The 23,793-nt window shown below is 71.0% G+C and carries 19 protein-coding genes, 1 tRNA gene and 5 pseudogenes; 16 read left to right on the top strand and 9 right to left on the bottom strand.

The features are described 5' to 3' along the window. Nucleotides 1-277: 277 nt before the first annotated feature. From H1A17_RS27235 to H1A17_RS27255, 5 genes are all read right to left on the bottom strand, one after another. Nucleotides 278-439, bottom strand: a complete 162-nt coding sequence (locus H1A17_RS27235; RefSeq protein WP_194823219.1) for a hypothetical protein — start codon at nucleotides 437-439, stop codon at nucleotides 278-280. Nucleotides 440-443: 4 nt separating this feature from the next. After that, entirely contained in the window at nucleotides 444-770 is a 327-nt protein-coding gene (locus H1A17_RS27240) for a hypothetical protein (protein WP_194823220.1), read from the bottom strand. 82 nt (nucleotides 771-852) lie between these two features. After that, nucleotides 853-1,317, bottom strand: a complete 465-nt coding sequence (locus tag H1A17_RS27245) for an RICIN domain-containing protein (RefSeq protein WP_158224255.1) — start codon at nucleotides 1,315-1,317, stop codon at nucleotides 853-855. A 375-nt stretch (nucleotides 1,318-1,692) separates the two neighbouring features. Next, nucleotides 1,693-4,299, bottom strand: coding sequence for a LuxR family transcriptional regulator (locus H1A17_RS27250; protein ID WP_194823207.1), 2,607 nt, complete (start codon nucleotides 4,297-4,299; stop codon nucleotides 1,693-1,695). A 438-nt stretch (nucleotides 4,300-4,737) separates the two neighbouring features. Continuing rightward, a complete protein-coding gene (locus tag H1A17_RS27255; protein ID WP_194823208.1) occupies nucleotides 4,738-5,034 on the bottom strand; it encodes a hypothetical protein in 297 nt (98 codons plus the stop codon). A 343-nt stretch (nucleotides 5,035-5,377) separates the two neighbouring features. Between H1A17_RS27255 and H1A17_RS27260 the strand changes: the two genes are divergently transcribed. The 4 genes and pseudogenes from H1A17_RS27260 to H1A17_RS35890 form a co-directional block, all read left to right on the top strand. Beyond that, nucleotides 5,378-5,938, top strand: a complete 561-nt coding sequence (locus H1A17_RS27260) for a type I-E CRISPR-associated protein Cas7/Cse4/CasC (RefSeq protein WP_309236883.1) — start codon at nucleotides 5,378-5,380, stop codon at nucleotides 5,936-5,938. Beyond that, nucleotides 5,935-6,636 (top strand): type I-E CRISPR-associated protein Cas5/CasD, encoded by a 702-nt coding sequence (cas5e, locus tag H1A17_RS27265; RefSeq protein WP_194823209.1) that lies wholly within the window; start codon nucleotides 5,935-5,937, stop codon nucleotides 6,634-6,636. Before H1A17_RS27260 ends, cas5e begins: the two co-directional genes overlap by 4 nt. 2 nt (nucleotides 6,637-6,638) lie before the next feature. Next, nucleotides 6,639-7,304, top strand: a complete 666-nt coding sequence (gene cas6e / locus H1A17_RS27270; protein WP_088645122.1) for a type I-E CRISPR-associated protein Cas6/Cse3/CasE — start codon at nucleotides 6,639-6,641, stop codon at nucleotides 7,302-7,304. Between the two features lie 180 nt (nucleotides 7,305-7,484). Beyond that, nucleotides 7,485-7,640, top strand: a pseudogene (locus H1A17_RS35890) (tyrosine-type recombinase/integrase); the annotation flags it as partial. Nucleotides 7,641-8,074: 434 nt separating this feature from the next. Here H1A17_RS35890 and H1A17_RS27280 read toward each other — a convergent pair. Continuing rightward, nucleotides 8,075-9,424 carry a helix-turn-helix transcriptional regulator gene (locus tag H1A17_RS27280; RefSeq protein WP_309236884.1) on the bottom strand — a complete coding sequence of 450 codons (1,350 nt, stop codon included), beginning with the start codon at nucleotides 9,422-9,424 and terminating at the stop codon, nucleotides 8,075-8,077. Between the two features lie 148 nt (nucleotides 9,425-9,572). Between H1A17_RS27280 and H1A17_RS27285 the strand changes: the two genes are divergently transcribed. The 3 genes and pseudogenes from H1A17_RS27285 to H1A17_RS27295 all read left to right on the top strand — a co-directional run. Continuing rightward, nucleotides 9,573-10,040, top strand: coding sequence for a hypothetical protein (locus H1A17_RS27285; protein WP_228544325.1), 468 nt, complete (start codon nucleotides 9,573-9,575; stop codon nucleotides 10,038-10,040). Nucleotides 10,041-10,116: 76 nt separating this feature from the next. After that, nucleotides 10,117-10,911 (top strand): phosphotransferase, encoded by a 795-nt coding sequence (locus tag H1A17_RS27290; RefSeq protein WP_194823210.1) that lies wholly within the window; start codon nucleotides 10,117-10,119, stop codon nucleotides 10,909-10,911. Between the two features lie 124 nt (nucleotides 10,912-11,035). Beyond that, nucleotides 11,036-11,331: pseudogene (locus H1A17_RS27295) on the top strand (transposase); the annotation flags it as partial. Nucleotides 11,332-11,480: 149 nt separating this feature from the next. Here H1A17_RS27295 and H1A17_RS27300 read toward each other — a convergent pair. Further along, the gene (locus tag H1A17_RS27300; RefSeq protein WP_194823211.1) at nucleotides 11,481-12,440 is read right to left on the bottom strand and encodes a YafY family protein; all 960 of its coding nucleotides are present in this window, start codon (nucleotides 12,438-12,440) and stop codon (nucleotides 11,481-11,483) included. A gap of 90 nt (nucleotides 12,441-12,530) precedes the next feature. Here H1A17_RS27300 and H1A17_RS27305 point away from each other — a divergent pair, with 90 nt between their 5' ends. Then, nucleotides 12,531-13,091 (top strand): DinB family protein, encoded by a 561-nt coding sequence (locus H1A17_RS27305; protein ID WP_194823212.1) that lies wholly within the window; start codon nucleotides 12,531-12,533, stop codon nucleotides 13,089-13,091. Nucleotides 13,092-13,300: 209 nt separating this feature from the next. On the opposite strand, the gene H1A17_RS27310 is transcribed toward H1A17_RS27305, so the two are convergent. Then, nucleotides 13,301-13,819 carry a GNAT family N-acetyltransferase gene (locus H1A17_RS27310; protein ID WP_309236885.1) on the bottom strand — a complete coding sequence of 173 codons (519 nt, stop codon included), beginning with the start codon at nucleotides 13,817-13,819 and terminating at the stop codon, nucleotides 13,301-13,303. A gap of 77 nt (nucleotides 13,820-13,896) precedes the next feature. Between H1A17_RS27310 and H1A17_RS27315 the strand changes: the two are divergent. The 3 genes and pseudogenes from H1A17_RS27315 to H1A17_RS34805 form a co-directional block, all read left to right on the top strand. Next, nucleotides 13,897-14,034, top strand: a pseudogene (locus H1A17_RS27315) (transposase); the annotation flags it as partial. A gap of 121 nt (nucleotides 14,035-14,155) precedes the next feature. Beyond that, nucleotides 14,156-14,383 carry a hypothetical protein gene (locus H1A17_RS27320; RefSeq protein WP_194823213.1) on the top strand — a complete coding sequence of 76 codons (228 nt, stop codon included), beginning with the start codon at nucleotides 14,156-14,158 and terminating at the stop codon, nucleotides 14,381-14,383. A gap of 168 nt (nucleotides 14,384-14,551) precedes the next feature. Then, nucleotides 14,552-15,193: pseudogene (locus tag H1A17_RS34805) on the top strand (transposase); the annotation flags it as partial. 442 nt (nucleotides 15,194-15,635) lie between these two features. Here the strand turns inward: H1A17_RS34805 and H1A17_RS27330 are convergent. After that, nucleotides 15,636-15,719: transfer RNA gene (locus H1A17_RS27330), tRNA-Leu, on the bottom strand. Nucleotides 15,720-15,928: 209 nt separating this feature from the next. On the opposite strand from H1A17_RS27330, the pseudogene H1A17_RS35895 reads away from it, so the two are divergent. The 5 genes and pseudogenes from H1A17_RS35895 to H1A17_RS27355 form a co-directional block, all read left to right on the top strand. Then, nucleotides 15,929-16,102: pseudogene (locus H1A17_RS35895) on the top strand (hypothetical protein); the annotation flags it as partial. 2,331 nt (nucleotides 16,103-18,433) lie between these two features. Next, complete coding sequence (locus H1A17_RS27340) at nucleotides 18,434-18,922, top strand: fibronectin type III domain-containing protein (RefSeq protein ID WP_194823221.1); 489 nt, start codon at nucleotides 18,434-18,436, stop codon at nucleotides 18,920-18,922. A 222-nt stretch (nucleotides 18,923-19,144) separates the two neighbouring features. Further along, nucleotides 19,145-21,769, top strand: a complete 2,625-nt coding sequence (locus tag H1A17_RS27345) for a fibronectin type III domain-containing protein (RefSeq protein ID WP_194823214.1) — start codon at nucleotides 19,145-19,147, stop codon at nucleotides 21,767-21,769. Between the two features lie 35 nt (nucleotides 21,770-21,804). Next, nucleotides 21,805-22,803, top strand: a complete 999-nt coding sequence (locus tag H1A17_RS27350; protein WP_145920756.1) for a MoxR family ATPase — start codon at nucleotides 21,805-21,807, stop codon at nucleotides 22,801-22,803. 10 nt (nucleotides 22,804-22,813) lie between these two features. Continuing rightward, a partial coding sequence (locus H1A17_RS27355) for a DUF58 domain-containing protein (protein WP_194823215.1) occupies nucleotides 22,814-23,793 on the top strand: 980 nt, incomplete at its 3' end.

The following is a 23,793-nucleotide window of genomic DNA, read 5'->3' on the forward strand; positions in this document are numbered from 1 at the left end:
TCCATAGAAGGCTTCAATGTCATCAATGGACGCGCACGGCAGCAGGGGAACGGTCCGCTCGTTGGCCATGCCTCCTTCCTAGACGTCGCAGGGTGTCCGCCGCCCATGGAAATAGCCGATCATCGCCGCCGGCCATCCGATCGGCCGATGATCCAGAACGCAACGTCGCCACTCTCCCGAGCCATCGGGGGTGCCTTGCGTCCGGCCCATACGGCTCGCCATGATCAGGCACCCGGTTCTGCCGCTGACGGCTCGGTCGAGTCATGCAGTTGCACGCTCACCCCAGTCGGTGTCGGCGGTACCGCAGGCAGGGACCGCCCTCCTCGATCCCGTTCTCGTCCATCGCGTTGTAGATCGTCAGCCGGCCGCTTGCAAATCGCAGGCCCGACGCCACGGCACCGTCCGCCAGGTCGCCCCCGGCCCACTCCAGAAGCTCCACCGCCTCAAGCCGCTGCCCGTGCCGGGCAACCAACGGTGCGGGAGAATCGCAGCGCCGAAAGGTGGTCGCGGCGCATCCGGGCGGCGAGTTGGGCCTCCAGGCGGTCGGTCGTGGTGGCGATGAGCTGGTAGGCCGACTTGAGGTCGGCGGCGGTGGCCGGATCACGGCCGGACCTCATGGGTATGCACTCGGCCCACGCCGTGATGCGGCGCGGCGTTCTGTTCTCGCATCCCGACGCCAGTGACAATTGCAGCAAATACTGGTCATGACACGTCGTGTCGTGCTGTGCACAGCGATGACACGACGCGCCATGACTGATGGAGGAGAACATGACGTGCGGACGGTCTGCCAGAACGGGCGAGCGGCGGTCACCTCGTCGCCGGCAACGTGTCTTGAGCTGGTGCTGAATATGCTCAGTAGACGATCTGCCATGCCGTGGCAGCACCGCGCCAGCAGTCCCACATCCCGACGTAGGCGCCGTCCCCCGGCCAACTGTCGCGGATCTCCAGACACTTGGCGTTCAGCCGGTTGCGCACTTCTTGCCCAACCGGCACGGGCAGGAAGTCGCCCATATACCACCGCTGATTGACGCCTGGCCAGCAGTCCCATTCCCCGACATAGCTGCCGTTGTTCGGATTCACGTCGAGAATCTCGAGGCACTTTCCGGTCGAGCGGTTGACGAGCTGGTCGCCCGACCACTTCCACTGCTGGTTCCACCCGCCCCAGCAGGACCACATGTTGGCGCGTTGGCCGTTGTAGCTCGGCAACTTGGTCTCGAGGCACTTGTCGTTGAGTTTGCTGTGCAAGGTGAACCACGGGTACTCCGCCGCAGCGGGAGCAGCAGGTGCCGTTACCACCAGCAGCAGCACGGCCGCCATGGCCGCGAACGCACGGCGCAGGAGTCGCCCGTGCCCACTCCCCGAACTCCTCACTCTGAACATTTCCTACGCGCTCCTCTCTCGAACCATCTGTTGGCCTCGGGAACCAGAATCAGTTAGCCCCTTCAACCCCACAGACATCGAAGCACACCTACGTCATCGGCTTGCGAGTAGTCGACTACTCGCTTTTCGGCCGGCGAGGCCTCGCGCTCGCTGGCACGAGGCTCGCGGCGAGGCGGCGAAGCCGGCGCGAGGGCGCCTGCCTAGAGAATCCGCAGCGGCCTACAGGACCGTCGGGCAGAGCCGCACCGAGAGCGGATCTCTGCACCGACGGATCGTGTCAGCAGCAGCCAAAGATCGGCCGGCCCTCGCACATCACGGATGCCCCCAGAGCAGGCGGGCGAAGTCGGCGCGACGGGTGGTGCCCAGCTTGGCACCGGCGCGGTAGACGTGGCCTTCCACAGTACGAACGGAGACACCGAGCCGAGAGGCGATCTCGCGATTGGACAGGCCATGAGCGGCCAGCGTGATGATTTCCCGCTCGCGGGCGGTAATGGCCAGCGGCCTCACCACTGAGATGATCGCGGGAGTGCGGGCGCCCTGGCATCGCTGTGCCAGCAGGTGAACCCGTACCGCACAGACTTGTGCCGCATCGAGCCTATTGGCCTTGGTGTGCGCGGCGACGGCCTGCGCCGCGGCGTCGGCCGCAGCCGCTAGATCACCCATCTCCTCGAGCCCGGTGGAGACGGCTTGCAACATCCAGCCGTCATTGGCGGCGAGAGCGCTCGCGTATCGCACCGCGATTCCGACCCGTGGACCGTCGACCTGCGCTTCGAGTCCGGACAGGCGCTCAGCGGCGTGACGGTCACCGAATCGGACGGCCGTCTCCAGGGCGCACACCTCGTGCGCAGGCATCCCGTCCGCCGCAGCACCGTCCGCCGCCTTCCGGGCGAGGCCGACAGCCTGCACGATCGCACCGTTGGCGGCGGCGACCCATGCTCGGGCCAGCGCGACATCCGGTCGCCGGTAGGCGTACCCGGTCTGCACTCGTTCGTCGAGTTCACTCAGGGCACGCTCCGCGTTGCGGGCATCGCCACTCATCGCCATCGCGTGGGTCAACCACAAGAGGCAGTCGAACACTCGTCCGCCCGGGTCAACGAGGGTGAACCCGGCCAGGGCCTCGCGCATCCGGCGAATTGTCTCGGCCAGCCGTCCACACGCCAACGCGGCTTGGCCGATCAATGCCGAGGCATAGAACTGCGGCACGCCCGGCAGGGACGCCGCGTCTCGCCGGCAGCGCGCTGCAACGTCTACTGCCTCCGATATGTGTCCAGCCAGCCGGAGCGCCATGAGTTCAAGCTCGGCCACGTTGAACCGCAAAATGGCCGTATCGAAGGAGACTGCGGCCCGGTGTGCCGCGGCTGCCGCCGGTCGCATCGCGCTGGTGCGGCCGGCAACCCCGTAGGCGCTGGTCAGGCCCCAGGCGGCCAGGAAGGCGGCGTTGGGTGCGACGCCCGGCGCATCAAGCACGGCACGGCCCACCTGGATCGCGACGGCCGAGCGGGCGAGCAGGCCTTCGAAGACGGCGTGCAGCGACAGGAGGAGTTGGTTGGCCGTCGCGTCGGCGACGTCGGCCAACGCATTGCCCAGCACGGTCTCGGCTTCGGTCGGACGATTGAGATCGAAGAACAGGTTCGCAGCCCGGACCGCAGCTACCCAGGCCCGCTGGATGTCATCGCCCGCCAACTCGGCCAGCACCAGCAGTTCGTCATCGGCCTCCGTGCCCCGACCATGCATACTCAACGCATGCGCGAGCACCGCCCGCGCCTCGAAGCCGCCGCCCGCCGCGACTGAAGACCTCGCCAGCCGCAACGCCAGCGGCAAGTCGAGCAGCTGCGCGGAGCGCGTCGCAGCCCGGGTCAGCAGCGCCGGATCGGCGCGCAGATCGGAGTCCACCATCAGCGCCGCGCAGCGCAGCTCGTCGTCGACACTGTGTAGCCCGTGCTCCGTCAGGGCCCGTACGATCAGACCGCGCAATCGTCGCGCCCGGAGCATTCCGACCCTGGCCTGGCGAACCTCGCCGTACAGCGGGTGGGCAAGGCTGGTCGACAACCGACGACCATCACTCACAACACTGATCAAGCCTGATACCTCGGCCTGCTCGAGGGCCGGCGCACCTGTCAGCTGACTCAGAACCTCGACGTCCATGACACCGGCAAAGGCGAGCAGGTCGACCACGTCGCGCACTGGTTCGGTCAATCCGCCCATCCGCGACTCGATCAGCTCCACCAGGGTGGACGGTACGGCCAATGTGCCCATACAACACCACACTCCACTGCGCTCCTCGAGCCAGCCGGACGCACGGCCACCGGTGACCAACTCGCGGAGGTACAGCGGATTGCCCTGTGATAGCCGCCACATCTGGTCGGCAGCCTTCGGCTGAAGCGGCCCGCCGAGTGCCGCCTCAAGCAGCGCAGCGGTCTCGACCTCAGGCAGTGGCACCAGTTCGAACCGCTCCAGGTGGGCGTCTTTCCAGGTGGCCGTGACCGCATCTGGTGCTGGTACGTCGGAGCGGACAGTGACCACGACCGTCGCAGCGGTCGCGGTGACCAGATGGTGCAGCAGTGTCGCGGAGACATCGTCGAGCAGATGCCCGTCGTCAACCACCACCAGTGTCCCAGCTCGCCCGGCACCGCTGAGCAGCGCCTTCGCAGCTTGACCAAGCATCTGCAGCGGATCGGATCCAACCGACGGCAGCACGGACGCGAAGGCCCCCAACGGTGTGGTGCGGGCACAGGCCGACCCGGTCACCCACCGCCCGACCACGCCACGGCGCTGCGCAATGGCAAGCACCTCGCGGGCGAGTCGGGTCTTGCCGACCCCAGCCACGCCAGCGAGCACCACGCCTCGCGTACCTCGAATGGACGCATCCACGACCCGCAACTCTTCAGAGCGACCAGTCAGCGGCCAGGCATCGCTCATATCGTTAATCATAAATAGGTTAAGCGGGTCGGCGACACACCCCCGTTGGTATCACCTGGCGGTGGTCACGCCCAGGGCTCCACATAGTCGCCCAACCTCGACCGAGGCGGCGTCGGCCGGATCGAACGCCGACGCGCGACGGGCACAGCCCTTCAGCGATCTTGGAGTTGCCGCGAGAACGCCTGACTCACGCACCTGGGCGTGTATCGGTTTCTAGGGTTCTCGCCACATTGGGTCGGATTCGACAGCACGGCAATTCGGCAGAATTGTGGATCTTGAGAAACGGCCTCAAGGGAAACCCGTCAGACGCGCGCCAACGGATGCTCGTCAAAGCCCTCACCCCCTCACAGATGCCCCTGCTGGCCAGTTTCACCAGCCACTTCAGCCCGGAGGAAGCCAAGTTGGACCGAGCGATCGTCGCGTCGCCGTTCGATGAGATCAGGCGGCAACTCCTGAATCCGTCCGACCATGCGGCTGAACTACGGAAGCCTGTCCATAGATGTCGACGACCTCATCGACGCGTCGAGCGCGGTTTTGATGAACTCCGCACGGTGCAACGAAATGCTTCCAGGCATAAAACCCAGAGGTGCATAAATCCGCAATAAGTGCTCGCTGGAGCCGATCGCGACGATCATCGATGACGCTGTCACGATGGTCCATGGTTTCCGGGGTGAACGCCATCTCGGCAGCGCAATCATTGATCACGCCCTGGCTCCAGGTGTCGGTTGGCTCCAATCAAACCGAGCTGCTTGACGCCTTCCGGGTCGCCGTCGAAATCGCGCGACGGGGCTTGCCCACCAACCGGCGTCGAGGCACGGCGGACGCACCGCGAAATCCCGCTTCGCACCCTTCGCCCCTTCGCACCCTTCGCCACCAGCGCATCGCTCACCGCGTACCGGCTGATCTCCGCTGGTGCGATTGATGGTCGGTCGCTGCGGTCGGACGGGCGGTCCTGGCCTTTGGGTTGGTCTCGCTGTCTGGTCATCGTGTCCGTGGTCGGCTTTCGCAGCGATGCGGCGGGGTACGGCAGTCTCGACTGGGCGAGGTACGCGACGTAAACCTTTTGGGAGGCCTTAGCGTGCACGCCGTCGACAACGAGTTCGACTACTTCACCGCCGTCGACGACCGCAAGGCCGACGCCAGCGAGACCGGCGCGGGCATGATCGGCACGGTCGAGTTCAACTCGTCCACCCTGTACCGCTACGCCACCCTCGACGTGGACGCCCTGCACCGCACCCTGGGCGACGGAGATGCCACCCGGGCCGCCGTCGAGGCGTTCCTCACGGCTTTCGTCCGCAGCATGCCCACCGGCAAGCAGAACACTTTCGCCCACCGCACCCTGCCCGACGCGGTGCTGGTGCGGATGCGTGACTCCCAGCCGATCAACCTGGTCGGCGCGTTCGAGATGCCCATCCGGGAAACCCACACCGCCGGCCGGGTGGAACTGGCCGCCGCCGCCCTGGCGAAGCACACCGTCGCGGTCGAGAACGCCTTCGGCGAGCGACCGACCGCCAGCTGGGTCACCCAGGTCGGCGAGAAGACCGCCGTGCTGGCCGACCTCGGCAAGGCGGTCAGCCTCGGCGAACTGGTCAACGGCGTGGGGGAACACGTCGCCCTAGCCCTCGGTCAGCCCGCATGAGCGTGCTGGTGCTCAGGCTCGCCGGCCCGCTGCAGTCGTGGGGCTCCTCCAGCCGTTTCACCCGCCGCGGCACCGAGATAGCACCCACCAAGAGTGGCGTGATCGGCCTGCTCGCCGCCGCCAGAGGCATCCGCCGCACCGAGCCACTCACCGAACTACTCGGCCTGGAGTTCGGGGTACGCCTGGACCAACCCGGACAGCTCCTGCGAGATTTCCAGACCGCCCACTCCCTCGACGGACGCACCAGCGCACCGCTCACCTACCGCTACTACCTGACCGACGCCGCCTTCCTCGCCGTCCTCAGCGGCGAACGGGAACTACTGCACGGCCTGGCCGACGCCCTGAGCCGCCCACAGTTCCCCCTCTACCTCGGGCGTCGCTCCTGCCCACCCGCCGGCCCGATCAACCTCGGCGTCCACGACCTGACCCTCGACGGCGCACTGACGACATGGCCCTGGCTCGCCGCGGACTGGTACCGGCGCAAAGCGGCCAGCACCATCCGGTTGGAGATCATCCGGGATGCGCGGCCAGACGAACCGGTCACCGAAACCGTGCCCGACGAACCGGTCAGCTTCGACCCCGCCCACCGGCAACACACCTGGCGTTCGGTGCTACGCCGACACGTGGACGTCACCAACGACCTCGCGGAACGGGCCCACGTCACCGACCACGACCCGTTGAGCCTGCTGGGAGGCTGACCATGTACCTCACCCGGTTCCGAATCAACGTCGCCCGCCGGGGCGCGCGAAAGCTGCTCTCCTCACCCCATGCCATGCACGGCGCCGTCCGCGCGGCCTTCGCCGCACCCGAAGACCACGAGCACGCCGGCAGCCGCACCCTGTGGCGACTCGACACCCCGGCCACCTCGACCGTGCACCTCTACATCGTCAGCCCTGGTCGACCCGACCTCACCCACCTCGTGGAACAGGCTGGCTGGCCCACCACGGAAGCCTGGGTGACCCGCGACTATGACGGACTGCTCCAGTCCCTCCGCCCCGGCCAGCAGTGGGCCTTCCGACTCACCGCCAACCCGACGCACAGCGGCCGGAAGACCGCCGACGCGAAGGAGACCCAACGCTTCGGCTACCTGCGGGAAGAGGAGCAGATCGGGTGGCTGACCAGCCGCGCCGACCGCCACGGCTTCGCCATCGCACCGCAACACGACGGCCTGCCCAACCTACGGCTGCACCGCCGCCAGGCCCAGACCTTCAAACGGGGCATGGGAACGGTCACGCTCACCACGGTGACGTACGACGGCATCCTCCAGGTCACCGACGCCGACGCCATCCGCCGCGCCATGACCAGCGGAATCGGGCACGCCAAGGCGTACGGATGCGGCCTGCTCACCCTCGCCCCGGCCACCTGACCAACACCGCCCGGCCGGCGGATCATCTACGCTGATGTAGCTGACCTGCAGCCAAACCAGCCCAGAGTCGCGCGGTTCGTCTTGCCCGACGGTTGGTCGAAGCAGTCGTGAGCGGTCGAGCAAGGTGGCCTTACCCAAGCAGAAGCCGAAGACCGATCCGACCCGGCGAGCACCGCCGGCCTGTCGTGTGCGCAGGCCGAGGCGCTGCTCGCCGCCGCCGACACCGGCTCCCAGGCCGCCCGTACTGCGGCGATTGTTGCCCTGCTGCTGTACACCGGGCTGCGCGTGGGGGAGCTCGTCGGCACCGATGTCGAGCAGCTCGACCACGACCGCAACCGATCGAACATATGTGCGATTACAGTGCTGACCGTGGAGTGGCGCATCATCATCCGCTGGGACTCCGCCGGTAACTCGCCGGCCGGGACGACGGTCGTCGAGCGCACGGTCGACACCCGGCCCAGCTACGCCACCTGGCCGCGCGAGCCCCCGCCGACCTGCACGCGGTTGCCTTCCCCTATCGCCGCGTCCGCGAGTTGGTCGGCGACGAGCCGACGCACTGCCGCACCGGGCACGCCTACGCCGGAGGGTCGGCCACACGGCCGGTCCGAGACTGGTGGCCGTGCCGCTGCGGCGGCCACCTGGTGCTGCGGTGCCGCCGCTGCCCGGACGTGCTGGCGGACCCGCCGGTGGCGGCGACTGCGACGCGAAGGGGCGGGCCGCGTCTCCGTGACCCGCCCCGGCTGGTCCGTCTTGCGGACTAGCTCGTCGGGTCAAGCCGCCAACGCTTCACGGAGTGATCGGGCGGCCGGCAGCTCGGGCCACCGCCGTGCCAACGTCCTGTCCAGCGCCCGCAACTCTCCGGCGATCCGTCCCGACCCCGACTGCCGGCACACCTCGACGCAGACAAGACCCAATTCGGCAGCCCGCACCGGATCAGGATCGGCACCGGCAACGACGACGTTGGCGAGTTTCGCCCGCAGATGCGCTAGGTCGCGGGCCAGGTGAGCCGGCGTCTCCTGGATCTTGCGCTCCAGGATCGCCGTCGCCGTTGTCGGGTCGCCCGCGCTGCGGTACGCGCTGGCGCTCTGCTCTTCCAGAGTGGCCAGGTCGTATCCGTGCAAGTAGACCGGCGCTGTCGGGCGCACGTCGTCGGGATGCTCCCGCAGCAGGGCCGCCGCGGTGTCGAGGCACCCACGGAAGCGGCCGACGTCACCGAGTTGGGCCCAGCCTCGGGCTTCCTGCTGGCTGGCCAGCGCGATCAACTTCGGGCTCACGTCGCCCCGTACGCGCTGGGCGGCGGCGGCTAAACCGACGACGGCTGCCGGGTCAGTGTCAAGGGTGGCGATGTTGCTCTTTCGCACGAGCATGTACGCCACCATCTCGTCATCGCCGGCGGCCTGTGCCCACTGTGAGGCCCGGTCGGACCAGTGCCAGGCGGCGGGCAGTTCCCCGGCGTCCTGGTGCAGCCAGCCGGCGAACTCGGCGTACTGGGTCAGCAGCCGCAGCACCGGCCGGTCGGCGCCCGGCGCGATGTGCCGGCGCAGGCTGTCGAGGACGTCGAGTTGCGCCATCACCGGCCCGAGGAGTTGCCGGGGGCCGAGCATCTTGTCGGCGGTGTAGTGCTCAGCGAGCAGCCGGCGGAAGTAGTCGAGAACCTGCGGGTCGGGTCGGCGTGGGCCGTCGAGCATCCGTCGTACCCGGTCGGCCTGGTCGAGGTCGGTCACGCCGGCCGGCAGCACGGCCCGCAGCGCGCCGGTGGCCAGCAGGTGAGAGAACTCGCGTCGCGTCAGGGCCACCTGCACGCTCCTTCCGTCCGCCGTCCGTAGCTCCAGCCTCACCGTATCGCCGGAGCCGGCGGCAATGCCGGCCCCTCGCGTTGCCCGATTCCGCTGCTTGTGGGCGGGGTCAGGCGGGGCCAGGGCGCGGAGCCGGGCCAGCAGCCCGCCGGTGTGCAGCGCCTCGTCAAGGGCCTTGACCACCGTAGGGTCGACGAGGTGTTCGCCACGTTCGGCGCGGGACAGGCGGCTGAAGTCGTAGTGGGTGGCTTTGCCGAGGGCCCGCAGCGACAGCCCGGCCTCGGTGCGGAGCTGCCGCAAGGCAAGGCCGAACACGGTTTGCACGGCCGGCACATTGGCCGGGTCAGGAAGCGTATTCCCATCCATCCTGGCCGATGTTGCCGCAACACCCGCCCCATTCACAAGGGGTCCCCTAACGACCACGCTGGGTGAAGACCTGGCAGAGAGCCAAGGCAGACACAGAGGAGCAGACATGACCGCGACCGCGCTCAAACCGACGACCGCCCTGAGGCGAGGGTCTTCGCTGGTGTCCCCCGAACTGTTCGCGCGGCTCACCGACCGCATCGCCAAGGACCACCCGGAGCTGCCCGACGGCATGCCGGCGCGCATCCTCGACCAGGCGTTGGCGTTCCTCGCCGCTGCCGCCGTCACGACCACGCCGATCGGCCCCTCCGACATGGTCGACATCGGCTGGCACACCTTCCTCCTCTACAGCCGCGACTACAGCGAGTTCTGCGACCGGATCGCCGGCCGGTTTATCCACCACGAGCCGGAGGACGGCAGCGAGTGGCCGACCGTCCCCGCCCGTGGGGCCGTGCCACTGGCCCGGGCCGTCGACGCCATCGCCGCCGTCGGCTATCAAATCGACCGGCCGCTGTGGCGTGGCAAGGCGGACTGCACGCAGTGCCACGCCGGGTGCACCGACAGCCCGACACGCTGAGCTGAACCGCACCCCGCCGCTGCGGCGACCGTAGGCTGCATGCGTCTACGGTCGCCGCAGTCAGCGAGGGAGTGGGATGCCCGACCGCCACTGGGAGGACCTGCCAGCTACGGTTCGGCTTGCCATCGAGTCCCACATCGGCCCGGTCCGGGCAGCCCGGTCGGCGTCCACCGGTTCCGTGTCAAGCCTCGCCGCGACCCTGGACACCGACGGCGGGCGCATCTTCTGCAAGGCCATCCAGACGAGCAACCCCTTGGCCCGGATGCACCACGCCGAGGCCCGAGTCAATCCTTGGCTACCCGACATCGCACCCAGGCTGCGGTGGAAAATCGAGGAGAGCGACTGGCTGGCTCTCGGCTTCGATCACGTGCCCGGCCGGCACGCTGACCTGACCCCCGGGTCTACCGACCTGCCCGTCATCGCCGACACCCTGACCGCGCTCACACAAGGGCTGACCCCGTGCCCGCCGGTCCGAGTTCAGGCGGCGACCAAGCGCTGGGAGGGCCTCATCGCCCCTGAGTTGGTCGACGGGGAAACCCTCCTGCATACCGACGTCACGCCGTTCAACTTCCTGGTCGACACCCGGGTGCACGTCGTCGACTGGTCCATGCCGTGCCGGGGCGCGGCGTGGATCGACACCGCCCTGATGATCGTCCGACTCGTCCGCGCCGGACACAGCCCGGCGGACTCTGAAGAGTGGGCCGACCAGATCCCAGCGTGGAAGCAGGCCGCACCCGACGCAGTCGACGCCTTCGCCGCAGCGCTCGCTGACCTGTGGGAGCAGCGGCGGCAGGAGAGCCCGGCCCCGCATCGCGGACCGCTCGCGGTTGCTGCCCGCTCGTGGGCCAGCTACCGGGGTGCGTCGGCATGACTAACTGTTCCTAACTGAATGAGGTTGGGCGTGACTGGACGGACGTGAGGACCGTTCTGCATGAACGTGAGAGGTCAGCCCGCAGTAGCTTGATCTGATCTATGCGTTGAGTCCGGTTGGCAGCGGCCGCACCCCCACCCACGACCTCCGCGAGATCTTCAACGCCATCCTCTACGTCAACCGCACCGGCATCGCCTGGCGCCACCTACCCCACGACTTCCCACCCCACCCGACGGTCTACGGCTACTTCGCCGCCTGGAGCAAAGAAGGCATCCTCACCGCACTCAACTACCAACTCACCGGCCTCGTCCGTGACCACCACGGCCGCACCACCACACCCACCGCATCCATCATGGACAGCCGAAGCGTCAGAACTTCACCAACGTCCCACTGTCCACACAGCGCACCGACGCCGGAAAGTGCACTGCCCCTCGTAGCGTGGAGGCACGCTCACTGCTGATCGTGGGTGCGGCGTGCCGTCACGCACCAGTGCTCTCGCTGGGCCCAGCATGCGCAGCTGCCGATGCGGATGGGGCTGCCATGCCGCGAGCGCGTCGACCGTGGAGGGATCACGCCCTGGCCCGGTTGAATCGGGCGCCCCAGTTGTGGATCTGCTCGAGCAGTTCGGGCGGGTCGAGGACACGGAAGTCGGCGCCGAGCGCGCCCAGTGCCATGGTCGGCCAGTCCAGGGAGTCGGCGGTCATCCGCACTCGGCAGTGCTTGGCGTCGAGCTCCTCGACTGTGCCCCACCGACCGATCCGCTCGCGCACGGCTGCGGCCGGGGCGTCGACCAAGGCCTCCACCCGGTACGGGCGGGGCAGGTTGCCCAGGCTGGTGCGGAGGAACTCGGCCGCGTCCGCGGCGGGCAGGTCGCGGGGCCGGAACGGGGAGCCGGTGCCGTGTGGCGCGGTGAGGCGGTCGATTCGGAAGCTGCGCCAGTGGTGCCGGGTGAGGTCGTAGGCGACCAGGTACCAGCGGCGGCCGAGGGAGACCAGCCGATGCGGCTCGACGTGCCGCTCGGTGTGCTGACCGTCGGCGGCGGTGTAGGAGAAGCGGAGGTGTTCACTGTCCCGGCAGGCCAGCGCGACCGCGGTGAGCACGCCCGGGTCGACGCCTGGCCGGGTCGGGCTGTCCCAGCCGGCGGGCAGGGTCATCGCGCGCAGCGCCTCGACTTGGCGCCGTAGCCGGGTCGGCATCACCTGCACCACCTTGGCCAGCATCCGCACGGAGGACTCGGCGAGGCCCTCCACCGAGCTGTGCGCGGCGGCCTGCAGCCCCACGGCTAGGGCGACTGCCTCCTCGTCGTCGACCACTAGCGGCGGTAGTGACGCGCCCGCGGTGAGCTGGTAGCCGCCGTCGACGCCGCGCTGCGCCTCGACCGGGTAGCCCAGCTCGCGCAGCCGGTCGATGTCGCGGCGCAGGGTGCGGACGGAGACGCCCAGCCGCTCGGCCAGTTCGGTGCCCAGCCAGTAGCGGTGGGTCTGGAGCAAGGACAGCAGCCGCAGTGTCCGGGTGCTGGTGTTCGCCATGATCTCGATTCTTCCGCAATTCAGGCCAGAAAGTGACCGCTATGGTCCCTAGCGTGTCCTTGACCGAACCATCAGGAAAGGCAAGAGACCATGACCGTCGACGAAGCGACCACCCGCGACCTGTCCCCCGCGCCCGCCGTCACCGGCGAGCGCGCCGACCTGCTGGCGATGCTGGCCAAGCACCGGCACTTCCTGCGCTTCACCACCCGCGACCTCAGCGACGAGCAGGCCGGGCGCCGGACCACCACCAGCGAGCTGTGCCTCGGCGGCCTGATCAAGCACGTCACCTCGGCCGAACGGAACTGGGTGGGCTTCATCCTGGACGGCAAGTCGGCGATGGGGGGTGACTTCACCGATATGACCGAGGCCGACTGGGCCCGACGGGCCGACGAGTTCCGGATGCTGCCCGACGAGACGTTGGCCGGTGTGCTGACCGACTACGCCGACGTGGCCCGCCGCACCGACGAAGTGGTCGCCACCCTGCCCGACCTGGACGCCACCCAGGAGCTGCCGAAGGCCCCGTGGTTCCAGCCCGAGGACCGGTGGTCGGCCCGCCGGGTGCTGATGCACATCATCACCGAGACCGCCCAGCACGCCGGCCACGCCGACATCATCCGCGAGTCCCTGGACGGCGCCAAGAGCATGGGCTAAAGCGCTGGGGCGGCCATTCACCCGTCGGAGCATCCGCAAGCTCGCCGGCTACCTCACCGCGCAGCCCGCCCGTCCGATCGAGATCGGGCGGGAACGGCTGCGGCAGATCTTGCACCGGCATGGCATCACCTTTCAGCGGACCAAGACCTGGAGGAATCCACCGAACCCTCCACTCGGGCGGCCCGACCCAACGCCTCAAACGTTCTTGTTCACGGCACTGGCGACGGCGCCTGCACGTCGCGAACCATGCGAATCTCCCGCACGCCGTCCTCGACCTGGGTCGTCCCGTCGGCAACGAAGCCGTGCTTGCGGTAGAACGCCTGCGCGCGAGGGTTGGGATCGGCGACCCACAGCGCCGCCGACTCCGCAGGGTCGATGACAGCCTGCAACATCGCTCGCCCAGCACCCGTGCCGTGGTCGGCCGTGTACACATAGAGGACATACAGCTGCCTTGCCCACACCGCCGCAGCGTCCAGCGGCGGACCCGACATCGCGATCCCGATCAACTCGCCCTCCCGCTCGGCCACAGCCGCCCGGTTCTCGCGATAGCGCTCGTCGGTCAAGGCGGCAGTCCAGAACCGCTCCCGAGCGGCCGGGAAACTCGGATCATCCAGCACCGCATCCGACATGAGCCCGCGATACGTCTCCTGCCAGCACCGAACATGCACACACGCCATCTGGGCGACGTCCTCGACCCGGGCCAAGCGAACAGTCAGCGAGGAACCCACCGCCGAATCGTAGGCCGCGCCCAGATGCTCGCCGAACCGGACTCGCGGCGGCCGCTCGGTCGTCAGCCCGGGCGCCGGGCACGGACGCCGGCAAGAAGATCGTCGGCCGCAAACGCGGCATCATCACCGACACCCTCGGCCCACTCCTCGCCGTCATCGTCACCGCCGCAAGCGTCAGCGACAACACCATCGGCAAGGACCTGCTCGACCAAGTGACCGTAGCCCCAGGTTGATCACCGATGCAGCCGATGCCGCCCGCCGTGGATTAAAATTCACAGCGGTCGATCTGTGTGATAGCTTGTGACCCTCGCCCCAGTCGTTGCCTGGAGGGCAATAATGATCGCTCGGGTCGCGCTCGTCGCCACACTGGTTGTGGCGATTTGGGCTGGAGGCGGCGCGCCAGCTCAAGCCACTACCGGCAAGTACACGTACATGGGCGAATACTCCTCCTTGTATGACTGCGACGCTGCAGGCTACGTCGGAATTAACGACGGTGGCTGGACCGAATACCGCTGCATCGCGGCCGGCGGCGGCTACTACTCGCTCTACCGGCTCGAGTACTGACGAGAACGGTGGCTGCGTACGGCAGTAGGCCCCGATGATCAGCGTGCTGGTCGGTTGCCGTACTGCCGCCTCAACTGCGTTTCGCAGTCGCAGCTCCGCTAAGTGCTTTGTTAGGTCGTTGCGGCGTGTCGCTTGTACGGGGATCGTGGCGGTGTTTGGCTGCGGTGCGTGCATGAGCGGGAACTGGTTCGGGTGCGGGCGCGGTTGGAGGACTTCGCGGCCGGGATCTTCGCGGGGTTGCGGCGTTCGGATCAGCGTGCGACCGGTCTGCGGTATCTGCGGGGGCTGATGCTGGACGGTCGGCGGAAGTCGATGCAGCCGATGGCGAAACGGCTCGGGGTCGATCACCAGCAGTTGCAGCAGTTCCTGACCTCATCCACCTGGGACGTCGCTGGTGTGCGGCGGCGGCTGGCGACGGCCGCGGTCGACGTGGTGGCACCTCAGGTGTGGGTGGTCGATGACACCGGGTTTTCCCAAGGACGGCAAGGCTCCTGCGTGTGTGGCCCGGCAGTACTCCGGAACCCTCGGCAAGGTCGCCAACTGCCAGATCGCCGTCACGGTTCACGCCGCGACCGACCCCGCGTCGGCGGTGCTGAACTGGCGGCTGTTCGTGCCGGAGTCCTGGGACGACACCTGCTGCCTGGCCCGGACGGCAAGCCCGCGAACGCGCACGCCCGCAGGCTGCGCCAGCAGCCGGTCACCCTCGATCAGGATGGGGCGAAGAAACCACACTCCCGGGTGCGGCTGCCGCCCGCCGAGCAGATCGAGCAGATCCGCCGGCGGCGGGCGGCGTCGAAGGTTTCCGACACCCGTGGTGTGCTGCCGCAGATGACCCTGACCGGTCACCGTGAACACGCCCTGCCGATCCGCGCGGAGCACCGCCAGACCGGCACCCTCATGGATGTGCAGCCGGGTGCCGGGCACCCAATCCAGCGCCCGAACGACCCCACTGTCGGCGATCCGACCACTGGCATCCAGCGCCGCCACCCCATAGACCATGGTGCCGACACGAGGGGGAGGAAGATCCGCAAGCGGCAACGGCCGACGACGAAGAACCCCGCCAGACCGACCACCCGGCTTACCCCGACCCGCCAGCACGACCGGCGGGACGACGGGAGAGACCACAACGTCAGCCACGCCGACCACCCCCGCCGAAACGGGACCAGCCGACATCGACAAGGAGATCAGATTAGTGTGGTCAAGCGTGCTTGACCACCAGTACGTCGAAGACAGCAGGGATGCTGCAAAAGTGTGTCCGAGGGGGGACTTGAACCCCCACGCCCTATACGGGCACTAGCACCTCAAGCTAGCGCGTCTGCCATTCCGCCACCCGGACTTGCCCGTCCAGCCTACCGTGTCGGCTCCGGTGGCTCTCACCCCGGTCAGCCGCCCTGGTGGGCCGCACGGGGCATTACTGTACACGGCCCGTATGGATCATGCACATCGCCGCCCGACCCACCGGCGGGAGCCGGATCCTCGCAGGTCAGGACGCGGCTGGAGCCGGCGGGTAGCGTCCGGACCCGCTCAGACGGCAGCATTGCTTGCGTGTCCGTACCCTCACCCCTCGCCGCAGTCCAGCACCGGGCCCTCGCCCTGCGTTCCGCCGGTGACCTGTCGGCGGCCCGCCGGCTGCTCACCGACACGATCGCCTCGGCCCGTCCCGCGTACGGTGAGGACCACCCGGAGATCATGGGCACCGCGCACCTGCTCGCGAGGCTGCACCGGGAGGCCGACGATCCGGCCGCCGCCCGGCGGGTGCTGGAGGAGGCGTACGCGGCCGGCGAGCGGCGGTGGAACCCGGCCGACCCGCTGATGCTGGCCCTGGCCTTCGACCTGGCCGGGGTCGCCGAGGAACTGGGCAACCGGCACGAGGCCCGCCGCAACTACACCCGGGTGGCCACTGCCGGGCCCGCCGCGCTCGGCGAGCAGCATCCCGCCGTACGCGCCGCCCGTCAGTACCTCGGAATCCCCGACGGCCAGCCACCCTCCCCGGCCCCCGGTGCCGCGCCTGCGCCCCCGCCGCCGACTCCCCCGTCGGCACCTCCCGGCCACACCCCGCCGGCCCCACACCAGGGATACCGGCCCCTCCCGACGCCCCGACCCGGGTCGGCACCGCCGACGCCCCACCCGGTCTCCGCACCCCCTACCCCGGCCGCACCGGGCCCACCGACCCCGGCAGGCCACGCGCCTGCGTCGATCCAGCCGGTACGCCCGCCGGCACCTCGGCCGGGCCCCGCACCGGCCGGCCCGGCTCCGGCCGGCCCGGCTCCGGACGCCGAACCCCGGGTGCCACTGCCCCGGCAGATGTACGGCGTCCAGCCCACCCACCGGCCCGGCGTACCCCGGCCCCATCCGGCTTCCAGCGCACCACGGTCCGGGCCGCCGGCGTCACCGCCGGGCCCACCCCCCGCCGCTGCACCGGCACCGGATGCCGCCCCGGAGGCAGCCCCGGCGCAGGGGTACCCGGCGTCACCCGATCCGGTCTCCGGTGGCGCACCACCCGCCTCGCCCTGGGCACCGCCGCACCTGCAGGTCCCGACGGGCGATGCCGTCCCGCCGGGAGCACCCGACCGGTCGGCTGCTCCCCCGGCCGCACCGCACCCCGGACCGCCGGCCGGGGGGCCGTCCGGTCCACCGGCCCAGCACGGGCGTCCGGTCCCGATCCCCACCGTGCCCACCGCCGGCCCCGGCCAGCCGAGCGGGCCAGCGGACGGCGCACCCATCCGGCACGGGCAGCCGACCGCCCTTCCGTCCGCGCCGGGTGAGCCCGGTCCGGTCCACCCCCTGCCCACCGCCGCACCGCCCGCCGACCGGGCCACACCGGGTACTGAACCCGTCGACGCGCCGACTCCCGCACCACCGGCCGCGCCCGGTTCGGCGGTGATTCCCGCCGTCCCGCCCGTACCGGGCCCGGTTGCGACCCCACCCGCGCCGGGCTGGGACCGGCCGACGGTACAGGTCCAGCAGATCGGCCCCCTGTTGGAGGACCAGCACCTCGACCCCGCCCGAACCCCGGCGGCGACCGCATCCGGCGGCACGGCACCCGCAGCGTCATCCGCCGACCCGGCCGACGCGGTACCCGGGGCGACGTCCGGCGATCCCGCCACCGACCCGGCACCCACCGCAGCACCTGGCGGTACGGCCGGCCCGGTTCCCGCCACAGCGTCCGGGGACACCGCCGGTCCCGCGTCCGCCGTCGAATCCGCTCCGCCGTCTGTCCTGGCCGCACCCGACGATCTCCCGACGGCCTCCGCAGCGTCGCAGGCGCACCCCGCACCACCGGCACCACCGCAGGCGGCACCGGCACCAGCGGTGCCCCCGTCGTCCGCCGTCCCGCCACCGCTGCCTCCGAACGTCCCGTCGGCAGCCGCGCCGCCGGTGGCTACGACGATCCCGGCGGCAGCGGCGGCAGGGCAGGCAGCCGTCCCACCACCGGTGCCCGCAGCCGGCAGAGATGTCGACCTGCGGACCGGGCTGACCGCTGCACCGCTCGACGCCCCGCCTGGCGGGGACGCCGGGGGCACGCCCGTGCCGGCATGGACCGCGGGCCCCACCGGGACGGTCGGCGACGCGGGCGGGGACGACGAGGCTTCCGCCGACGACCCGACGTGGAGCGACGTCGCATCGGGTCGGTCGATCATCATGCCGCTGGTACCGATGACCGAGTCGCCGGCAGTTACCGAACAGACCACCGGTCCGCCGCCGTACCCGGGATGGACCGCCGGGTCACCGCCGGTGGTGGCGCAGTCCTCCGGGTGGCCACCGACCACGGGACAGACCCCGGGATGGCCGTCGGATTCGGGGCAGGCCCCCGGGTCGCCACCGGATACGGGGCACCCGCCGGCACCGGGAACGGACTTCGGATCACCGGCACCGGCACCGGCACCGGACAGTACGCACGAGTTCAGGGCACCCACCGCCACCCACGAGCCCGCGCCGTGGGCGACCACGGAGTCCGCGCCACCGGCAGCGGTGGAGCCCGGACCGGTCACCGGGGCAGCCGGCCCAGGAGGCGGGGAGCATGGCACCGACCGGGGCGTACCGCCGGCGGTGGAGGGAACGGGATATCCGGAGCTTGCGCCGTCGTACCCGGTGCAGGACGGGCGGGCGCGCCGCCGGGGCCGGACGGTGGCCGTGGTGGCGGGGGTGATCCTGGTGCTGGTCGCCGGGGGCACGGTCGGCGCGCTGACTCTGGGCCGGGACGGGGACGGGCCGCAGCGGTCGACCGGCACCGCTCCCCGGCAGACGGCCGGTCCACCCCCGGCCGACCTGAAGTTGCGGGACGACGAGGCCACGATCACGGTCACCTGGTCCGACCCGAGCGGCGGCTCGGTGCCGTTCATGGTCGCGGGTGGACGCACGGGTCGGGCGCTCGGGGTGATGGCGACCGTCGACCCGGGACAGACGAGTTTCACGGTCAACGGGCTGAACGCCGAGGTGGACTACTGCTTCACCGTGTTGGCGGTCTACTCGACGGACTCGTTCGCCACCTCCGGCCAGGTCTGCACCGACCGGGTCCGGCCGTCGCCGAGCAGCTGAGCGCGACGGCTGGTCACAGCGGCCGAACGGGACGGCTGGCCGACGGCTCCGGCCTGCACCGCGACGGCCGGACGCCCCGCTGACCCGGCACGCTGGGTGTCCGAAGCGGAACGGTCCGGGTTTCCTCGTCCCGGATCGACCCCTATGATGTGCCACGGTTCAGGCGAGGGCGGCCGGCACCCGGCACGCCGCCTGAGGCCACCGGACGGAGGGCGACCCGCTGTGGCCAGCATCGACGATGCCGCGAGCGCCGGGGGTGGCGCGTCCCGCCGACGGTCCCGGTGGCGGGGTGGGCTGGTCACGGTCGGCACGGTGACCGCGCTGGTGGCGGCGATGGGCCTCACCCTGCTGGGTCGGGGTGCCGCCGAGGAGGCGTTGGCCAGCTTCGACGCCAGCAGTTGGCTGTGGAGCAGCACGCGGGGCGAGTTGGCCCGGGTCAACGGGATCACCGCCAAGGTGGACACCCGCAAGGAGGTTCCCGGGGCCCGGCAGCATCCGGTGCAGGTCACCCAGACCGACCGGCTGCTCGTCCTGCGCGATCTGGAGACCGGCCAGGTGAGCGCGCTGGACCTGGCCACCCTCCAGATCACCGCGACCACCCCCACCACGCCCGGTCTCGGGGTCAACGTGGTGCTGCACGAGGATGCCGCCTTCGTGGTGGACGCGGTGCGCGGCGTGGTGCGTCAGCTCGATCCCCGTTCGCTGGTGCCGGTGGGTGACCCGGTGTTGTTTCCGCCGGGCATCACGGCCGGCGCGTTCGACGGTCGGGGCCGGTTGTGGATCGCGGTGCCGTCGGAGGGCACCGTCGCGGCGGTCACCGCCGCCGCGCTGCCGTCCGGGCCGGCGTCGGGGCCGGCCGGCACCCGGGGGCCCCGGCGGGTGCAGACGCATCCGGTGGCCGAGCCGAGTCACGAGTTGACGTTGTCCACCCTGGACGACGGGGTGGCGGTGCTGGACCGCACCACGGGCACGCTGGTGACGGTCTGGGACGGACAGACCCGGCGTACGGTGCTGGAGGCCGCCGCGGGTGGCGCGGTGCCGGCGCGGACCAGCGGCCCGGTGGTGCCGGTGACGATCGGCGGGGAACGGCGGGTGCTCGCCGTCGGTGACGGCCGGGTGGTCACCCGGTTCGTCGTGCCGGGCAGCGGCGACCGGGTGGGGCCGGCCGTGGCCTGGGCCGGCCGGTTCTACTGCGCCGACGGGGTCACCGGCGCGGTCTACGCGTTCGACGGGGCCGGGCAGCTGGTGGAGACGATCCGGCCGGGCCGCACGAGAGGCCCGCTGGAGCTGGAGGTGCGGGAGAACCACCTGTTCATCAACGCCCCGGGTTCGGCCACCGCCCGGGTGGTCGACGACGCGCACCGGGTGCGCACCGTCGACAAGTACGCCAACGACGTGCTGGGCGGGGACCCGCCGCCGGACCCGCCCCCGCCGCCCCCGCCGCCGAAGCCCCGGGTGGGCAAGCCCGGCGCGCCGGGTCAGGTCACCGCCACCGCCGGGGACGCGCGGGCCCGGATCGCCTGGCGGCCGGCCGCCGCGAACGGCTCGGCTGTGCTGCGGTACGTGGTGCAGGCTGCCGGGCGTCGGCACGAGGTGGGGGCGAACCAGCGGTCGCTGGAGGTCACCGGGCTGACCAACGGGTCGACGTACACGTTCACGGTGTACGCGGTGAACGGCAGGGGCGACGGCCCGGCCCGGCGCAGCAACCCGGTGACCCCGACCTCGGCGGTGCCGGCCCCACCGGCCGGGGTCAGCGCGCAGGCCCGCCCCGACGGCACCGTGCTGGTGCGGTGGCCGGCCGCCGACGGCCAGGGCAACCGGATCGCCCGGTACGCGGTGACCGCGACGTCGGCCGGCGCGAACGCCCCGGTCGGCGAGTCGCGCCGCACCGAACTGGTGGTGCCGGCCGGTGAGCTGACCTACGGCACCCAGTACGCGTTCACGGTGATCGCGGTCAGCGACCGGGGTGCCGCCTCGGTGGCCTCCCCGTTGAGTGAGCCGGTGGTGCCGTTCACCGCCCCCGGGCAGCCGGCGGGCCTGCGGGCGGCGACGGTGGCCGACCGGGCGGGCACGGTCGCGGTGCAGTGGTCGGCGGCGGCGGCGAACGGCCGCCCGGTGACCCGCTACCAGGTGGACGTGGGCGGGCGGACCAGCGAGGTGACCGGGACCGACACGACCGTCACCGGGCTGGGCGACGGGCAGAACGTGCTGGTGCGGGTGCGGGCGGTCAACGAGGCCGGGTCGGGGCCGGAGGCCAGCGTCACCGCCCGGACGGTGGCGGCGCCCCGGGTGACGGTGACCGGGTCGTCGGCGGACGCGACGTCGGTGACGGTGACGTTCACCGTGGACGCCGGGGGCGGGGAGTCGACCTGCACCGCCGCCACCGGCGGGAAGAGCGCCACGGGCAGCTGCGCCAGCCTGCGGGTGACCGGCCTGACCCCGGGCACCGCCTACACGGTGACGGTGACGGCCGCCAACGCCGCCGGTCGGGGCACCGCCACCCGGGCGCAGGTCACCGACCCGCTGTACGGGGTGGCGACCTGCGTCAACGGCCCGGACGGCGACCAGCGCACCTACTGTGACGCCGATGTGGACGGTCGCAACGGCAACGAGGTCTTCTCGGTGCCCCGGCAGGACAACGACAAACAGGTCGGTTGGGCGAAGCCGGGCACCCGGCTGCGGGCGTACTGTCGGCGGCAGGGCGACAACGTCGACTCCTGGATCTACAACGGCCAGAAGCAGTCCACCTGGTGGGTCCGGGTCGACTACAAGGGGCGCAACTACATCCCCTGGGCCTGGCTCAACCTGGCCGGCGGTGACGACATCGCCGTGCTGCCCACCTGCTGACCAGCGCCGCCGTAGCCGAGGAGCATCCCGCCGTCGTGAACGACACCCCCGCACCGCTGGGCCAGCCGGAGGTCCAGGGTTTCGCCGCGCTGGCCGCCCGGCTGGCCGAGAACGTCAACGCGGTCGTGCTGGGCAAGCCGGAGGTGGTGCGGTTGGCGTTGACCGCCCTGTTCGCCCAGGGGCACGTGCTGCTGGAGGACGTGCCGGGGGTGGGCAAGACCACCCTGGCGCGGGCGGTGGCGGCGACCGTGCAGGGCCAGTGGCGGCGCATCCAGTTCACCCCGGACCTGCTCCCCTCCGACGTCTCCGGGGTGACGATCTTCAACCAGGCCAGCCGGGGGTTCGAGTTCCACCCGGGGCCGGTGTTCGCCAACATCGTCATCGCCGACGAGATCAACCGGGCCTCGCCGAAGACCCAGTCGGCGCTGCTGGAGGTGATGGAGGAGCGGACGGTCACGGTGGACGGGGTCCGGCATCCGGTGCCGCAGCCGTTCCTGGTGGTCGCCACGCAGAACCCGGTGGAGATGGACGGCACGTACCGGCTGCCCGAGGCGCAGCTGGACCGCTTCCTGGTGAAGCTGTCGGTGGGTTACCCGGACGAGGCGGTCGAGGTGGAGGTGCTGCGCGGGGCGACGGTCCGCTCCCCCGACTCGCTGCAACCGGTCACCGACACGGCCACCGTCGGGGAGATGGTCCGGATGGCCCGCCGGGTGCACATCGCCGAACCCCTCTACGGGTACGCCGTGCGGCTGGCCACGGCCACCCGGCAGCATCCGCAGGTCCGGGTGGGGGTCAGCCCCCGTGGGGTGATCGCGTTGACCCGGGCGGCGTGCGCGTACGCGCTGATCGACGGCCGGGGCTGGATCATGCCGGAGGACCTGAAGGCGCTCGTCGAACCGGTCTTCGCCCACCGGCTGCTGCTCACCGCCGACGCGCAGGTGCGCGGGGTGACCGCCGCCGACGTGCTGCGTCAGGCGGTGGCGTCGGTGCCGGTGCCGCTGCCGTCGGGCCAGTCGACCCCGACGCACGGCTGAGCGGGCCGGCGTGGGGCTCACCGCCCGGGGCACCGGGCTGCTCGTCGCCGCGACCGCGTTGCTCGGCGCGGGGTTGCGGTTCGCGTACCCGGAGCTGGCCGTGCTGGGGGCGGCGGGCGCGGTGGCGGTCGGGCAGGCGGTGCTGGTGGCGGCCCGTACCCCCCGGCTGGTGGTGTCCCGCACCGCCGACCCGGACCGGGTGGCGGTGGGTGAGCCGGCCCGGATGGCGCTGACCGTCCGCAACGCCGGGCGGCTGCGGGTGGGCAGCCTGCTGGCCGAGGACCACTGCGCGGGCCGGCCGGTGCCGGTGCCGGTGCTGCGGCTGCGTCCCGGCCGGGACACCGGCGTCGGGTACGACGTGCCGACCCGTCGGCGTGGGGTGCTGCCGGTGGGGCCGCTGCGGGTGACCCGCCGCGACCCGCTGGGCCTGTACGCCGCGACCCGCGCGTACGGGCCGACGGCGGTGATCCGGGTGCATCCCCGGGTGTACCCGTTGACGGCGGTGCCGACCGGGGCGGGGCGCAGCCTCGACGGGCGGACCGACGGGGTGCCGCACGGGTCGATCACCTTCGACTCGTTGCGGGAGTACGTGGTCGGTGACGAGCTGCGTCGGGTGCACTGGCGGACCAGCGCCCGGGTGGGTGAGCTGATGGTGCGGGAGAACGTGGACACCAGCCTGCCCCGGCTGGTGGTGCTGGTGGACAACCGGGCCGCCGCCCACCCGGAGCGCTCCGGCGGGGTGGCCGCGTCGTTCGAGGCGGCCTGCGAGGCGGCGGCGTCGCTGGTGGTGGCCGCGTTCCGGCAGGACCTGCCGGTGGTGCTGCTGCTGGTGTGCCCGGCCGACGACCGGACGGCCGACCCGCCGCTGGACCGGCTGGCCGCGGTGACCCTGGTCGACTCCCCTGCGCTGCTACGACGCGACGACCCGCCCTGGCGCGACGACGACCCCACCGGCACGCCCGTCACAGCATGGCAGCGGACCGTCCTCGA

It is taken from the genome of Micromonospora sp. S-DT3-3-22, from assembly GCF_015354745.1.
Classification (GTDB): domain Bacteria; phylum Actinomycetota; class Actinomycetes; order Mycobacteriales; family Micromonosporaceae; genus Micromonospora; species Micromonospora wenchangensis.

What these genes read in the sequence shown, in the direction of transcription:
- H1A17_RS27240 (WP_194823220.1), bottom strand. Translation starts at nt 770, where the DNA reads ATGTTCTCCTCCATCAGTCATGGCGCGTCGTGTCATCGCTGTGCACAG.
- H1A17_RS27245 (WP_158224255.1), bottom strand. Translation starts at nt 1,317, where the DNA reads ATGGCGGCCGTGCTGCTGCTGGTGGTAACGGCACCTGCTGCTCCCGCT.
- H1A17_RS27250 (WP_194823207.1), bottom strand. Translation starts at nt 4,299, where the DNA reads ATGAGCGATGCCTGGCCGCTGACTGGTCGCTCTGAAGAGTTGCGGGTC.
- cas5e (WP_194823209.1), top strand. Translation starts at nt 5,935, where the DNA reads ATGAGCGTGCTGGTGCTCAGGCTCGCCGGCCCGCTGCAGTCGTGGGGC.
- cas6e (WP_088645122.1), top strand. Translation starts at nt 6,639, where the DNA reads ATGTACCTCACCCGGTTCCGAATCAACGTCGCCCGCCGGGGCGCGCGA.
- H1A17_RS27285 (WP_228544325.1), top strand. Translation starts at nt 9,573, where the DNA reads ATGACCGCGACCGCGCTCAAACCGACGACCGCCCTGAGGCGAGGGTCT.
- H1A17_RS27290 (WP_194823210.1), top strand. Translation starts at nt 10,117, where the DNA reads ATGCCCGACCGCCACTGGGAGGACCTGCCAGCTACGGTTCGGCTTGCC.
- H1A17_RS27300 (WP_194823211.1), bottom strand. Translation starts at nt 12,440, where the DNA reads ATGGCGAACACCAGCACCCGGACACTGCGGCTGCTGTCCTTGCTCCAG.
- H1A17_RS27305 (WP_194823212.1), top strand. Translation starts at nt 12,531, where the DNA reads ATGACCGTCGACGAAGCGACCACCCGCGACCTGTCCCCCGCGCCCGCC.
- H1A17_RS27320 (WP_194823213.1), top strand. Translation starts at nt 14,156, where the DNA reads ATGATCGCTCGGGTCGCGCTCGTCGCCACACTGGTTGTGGCGATTTGG.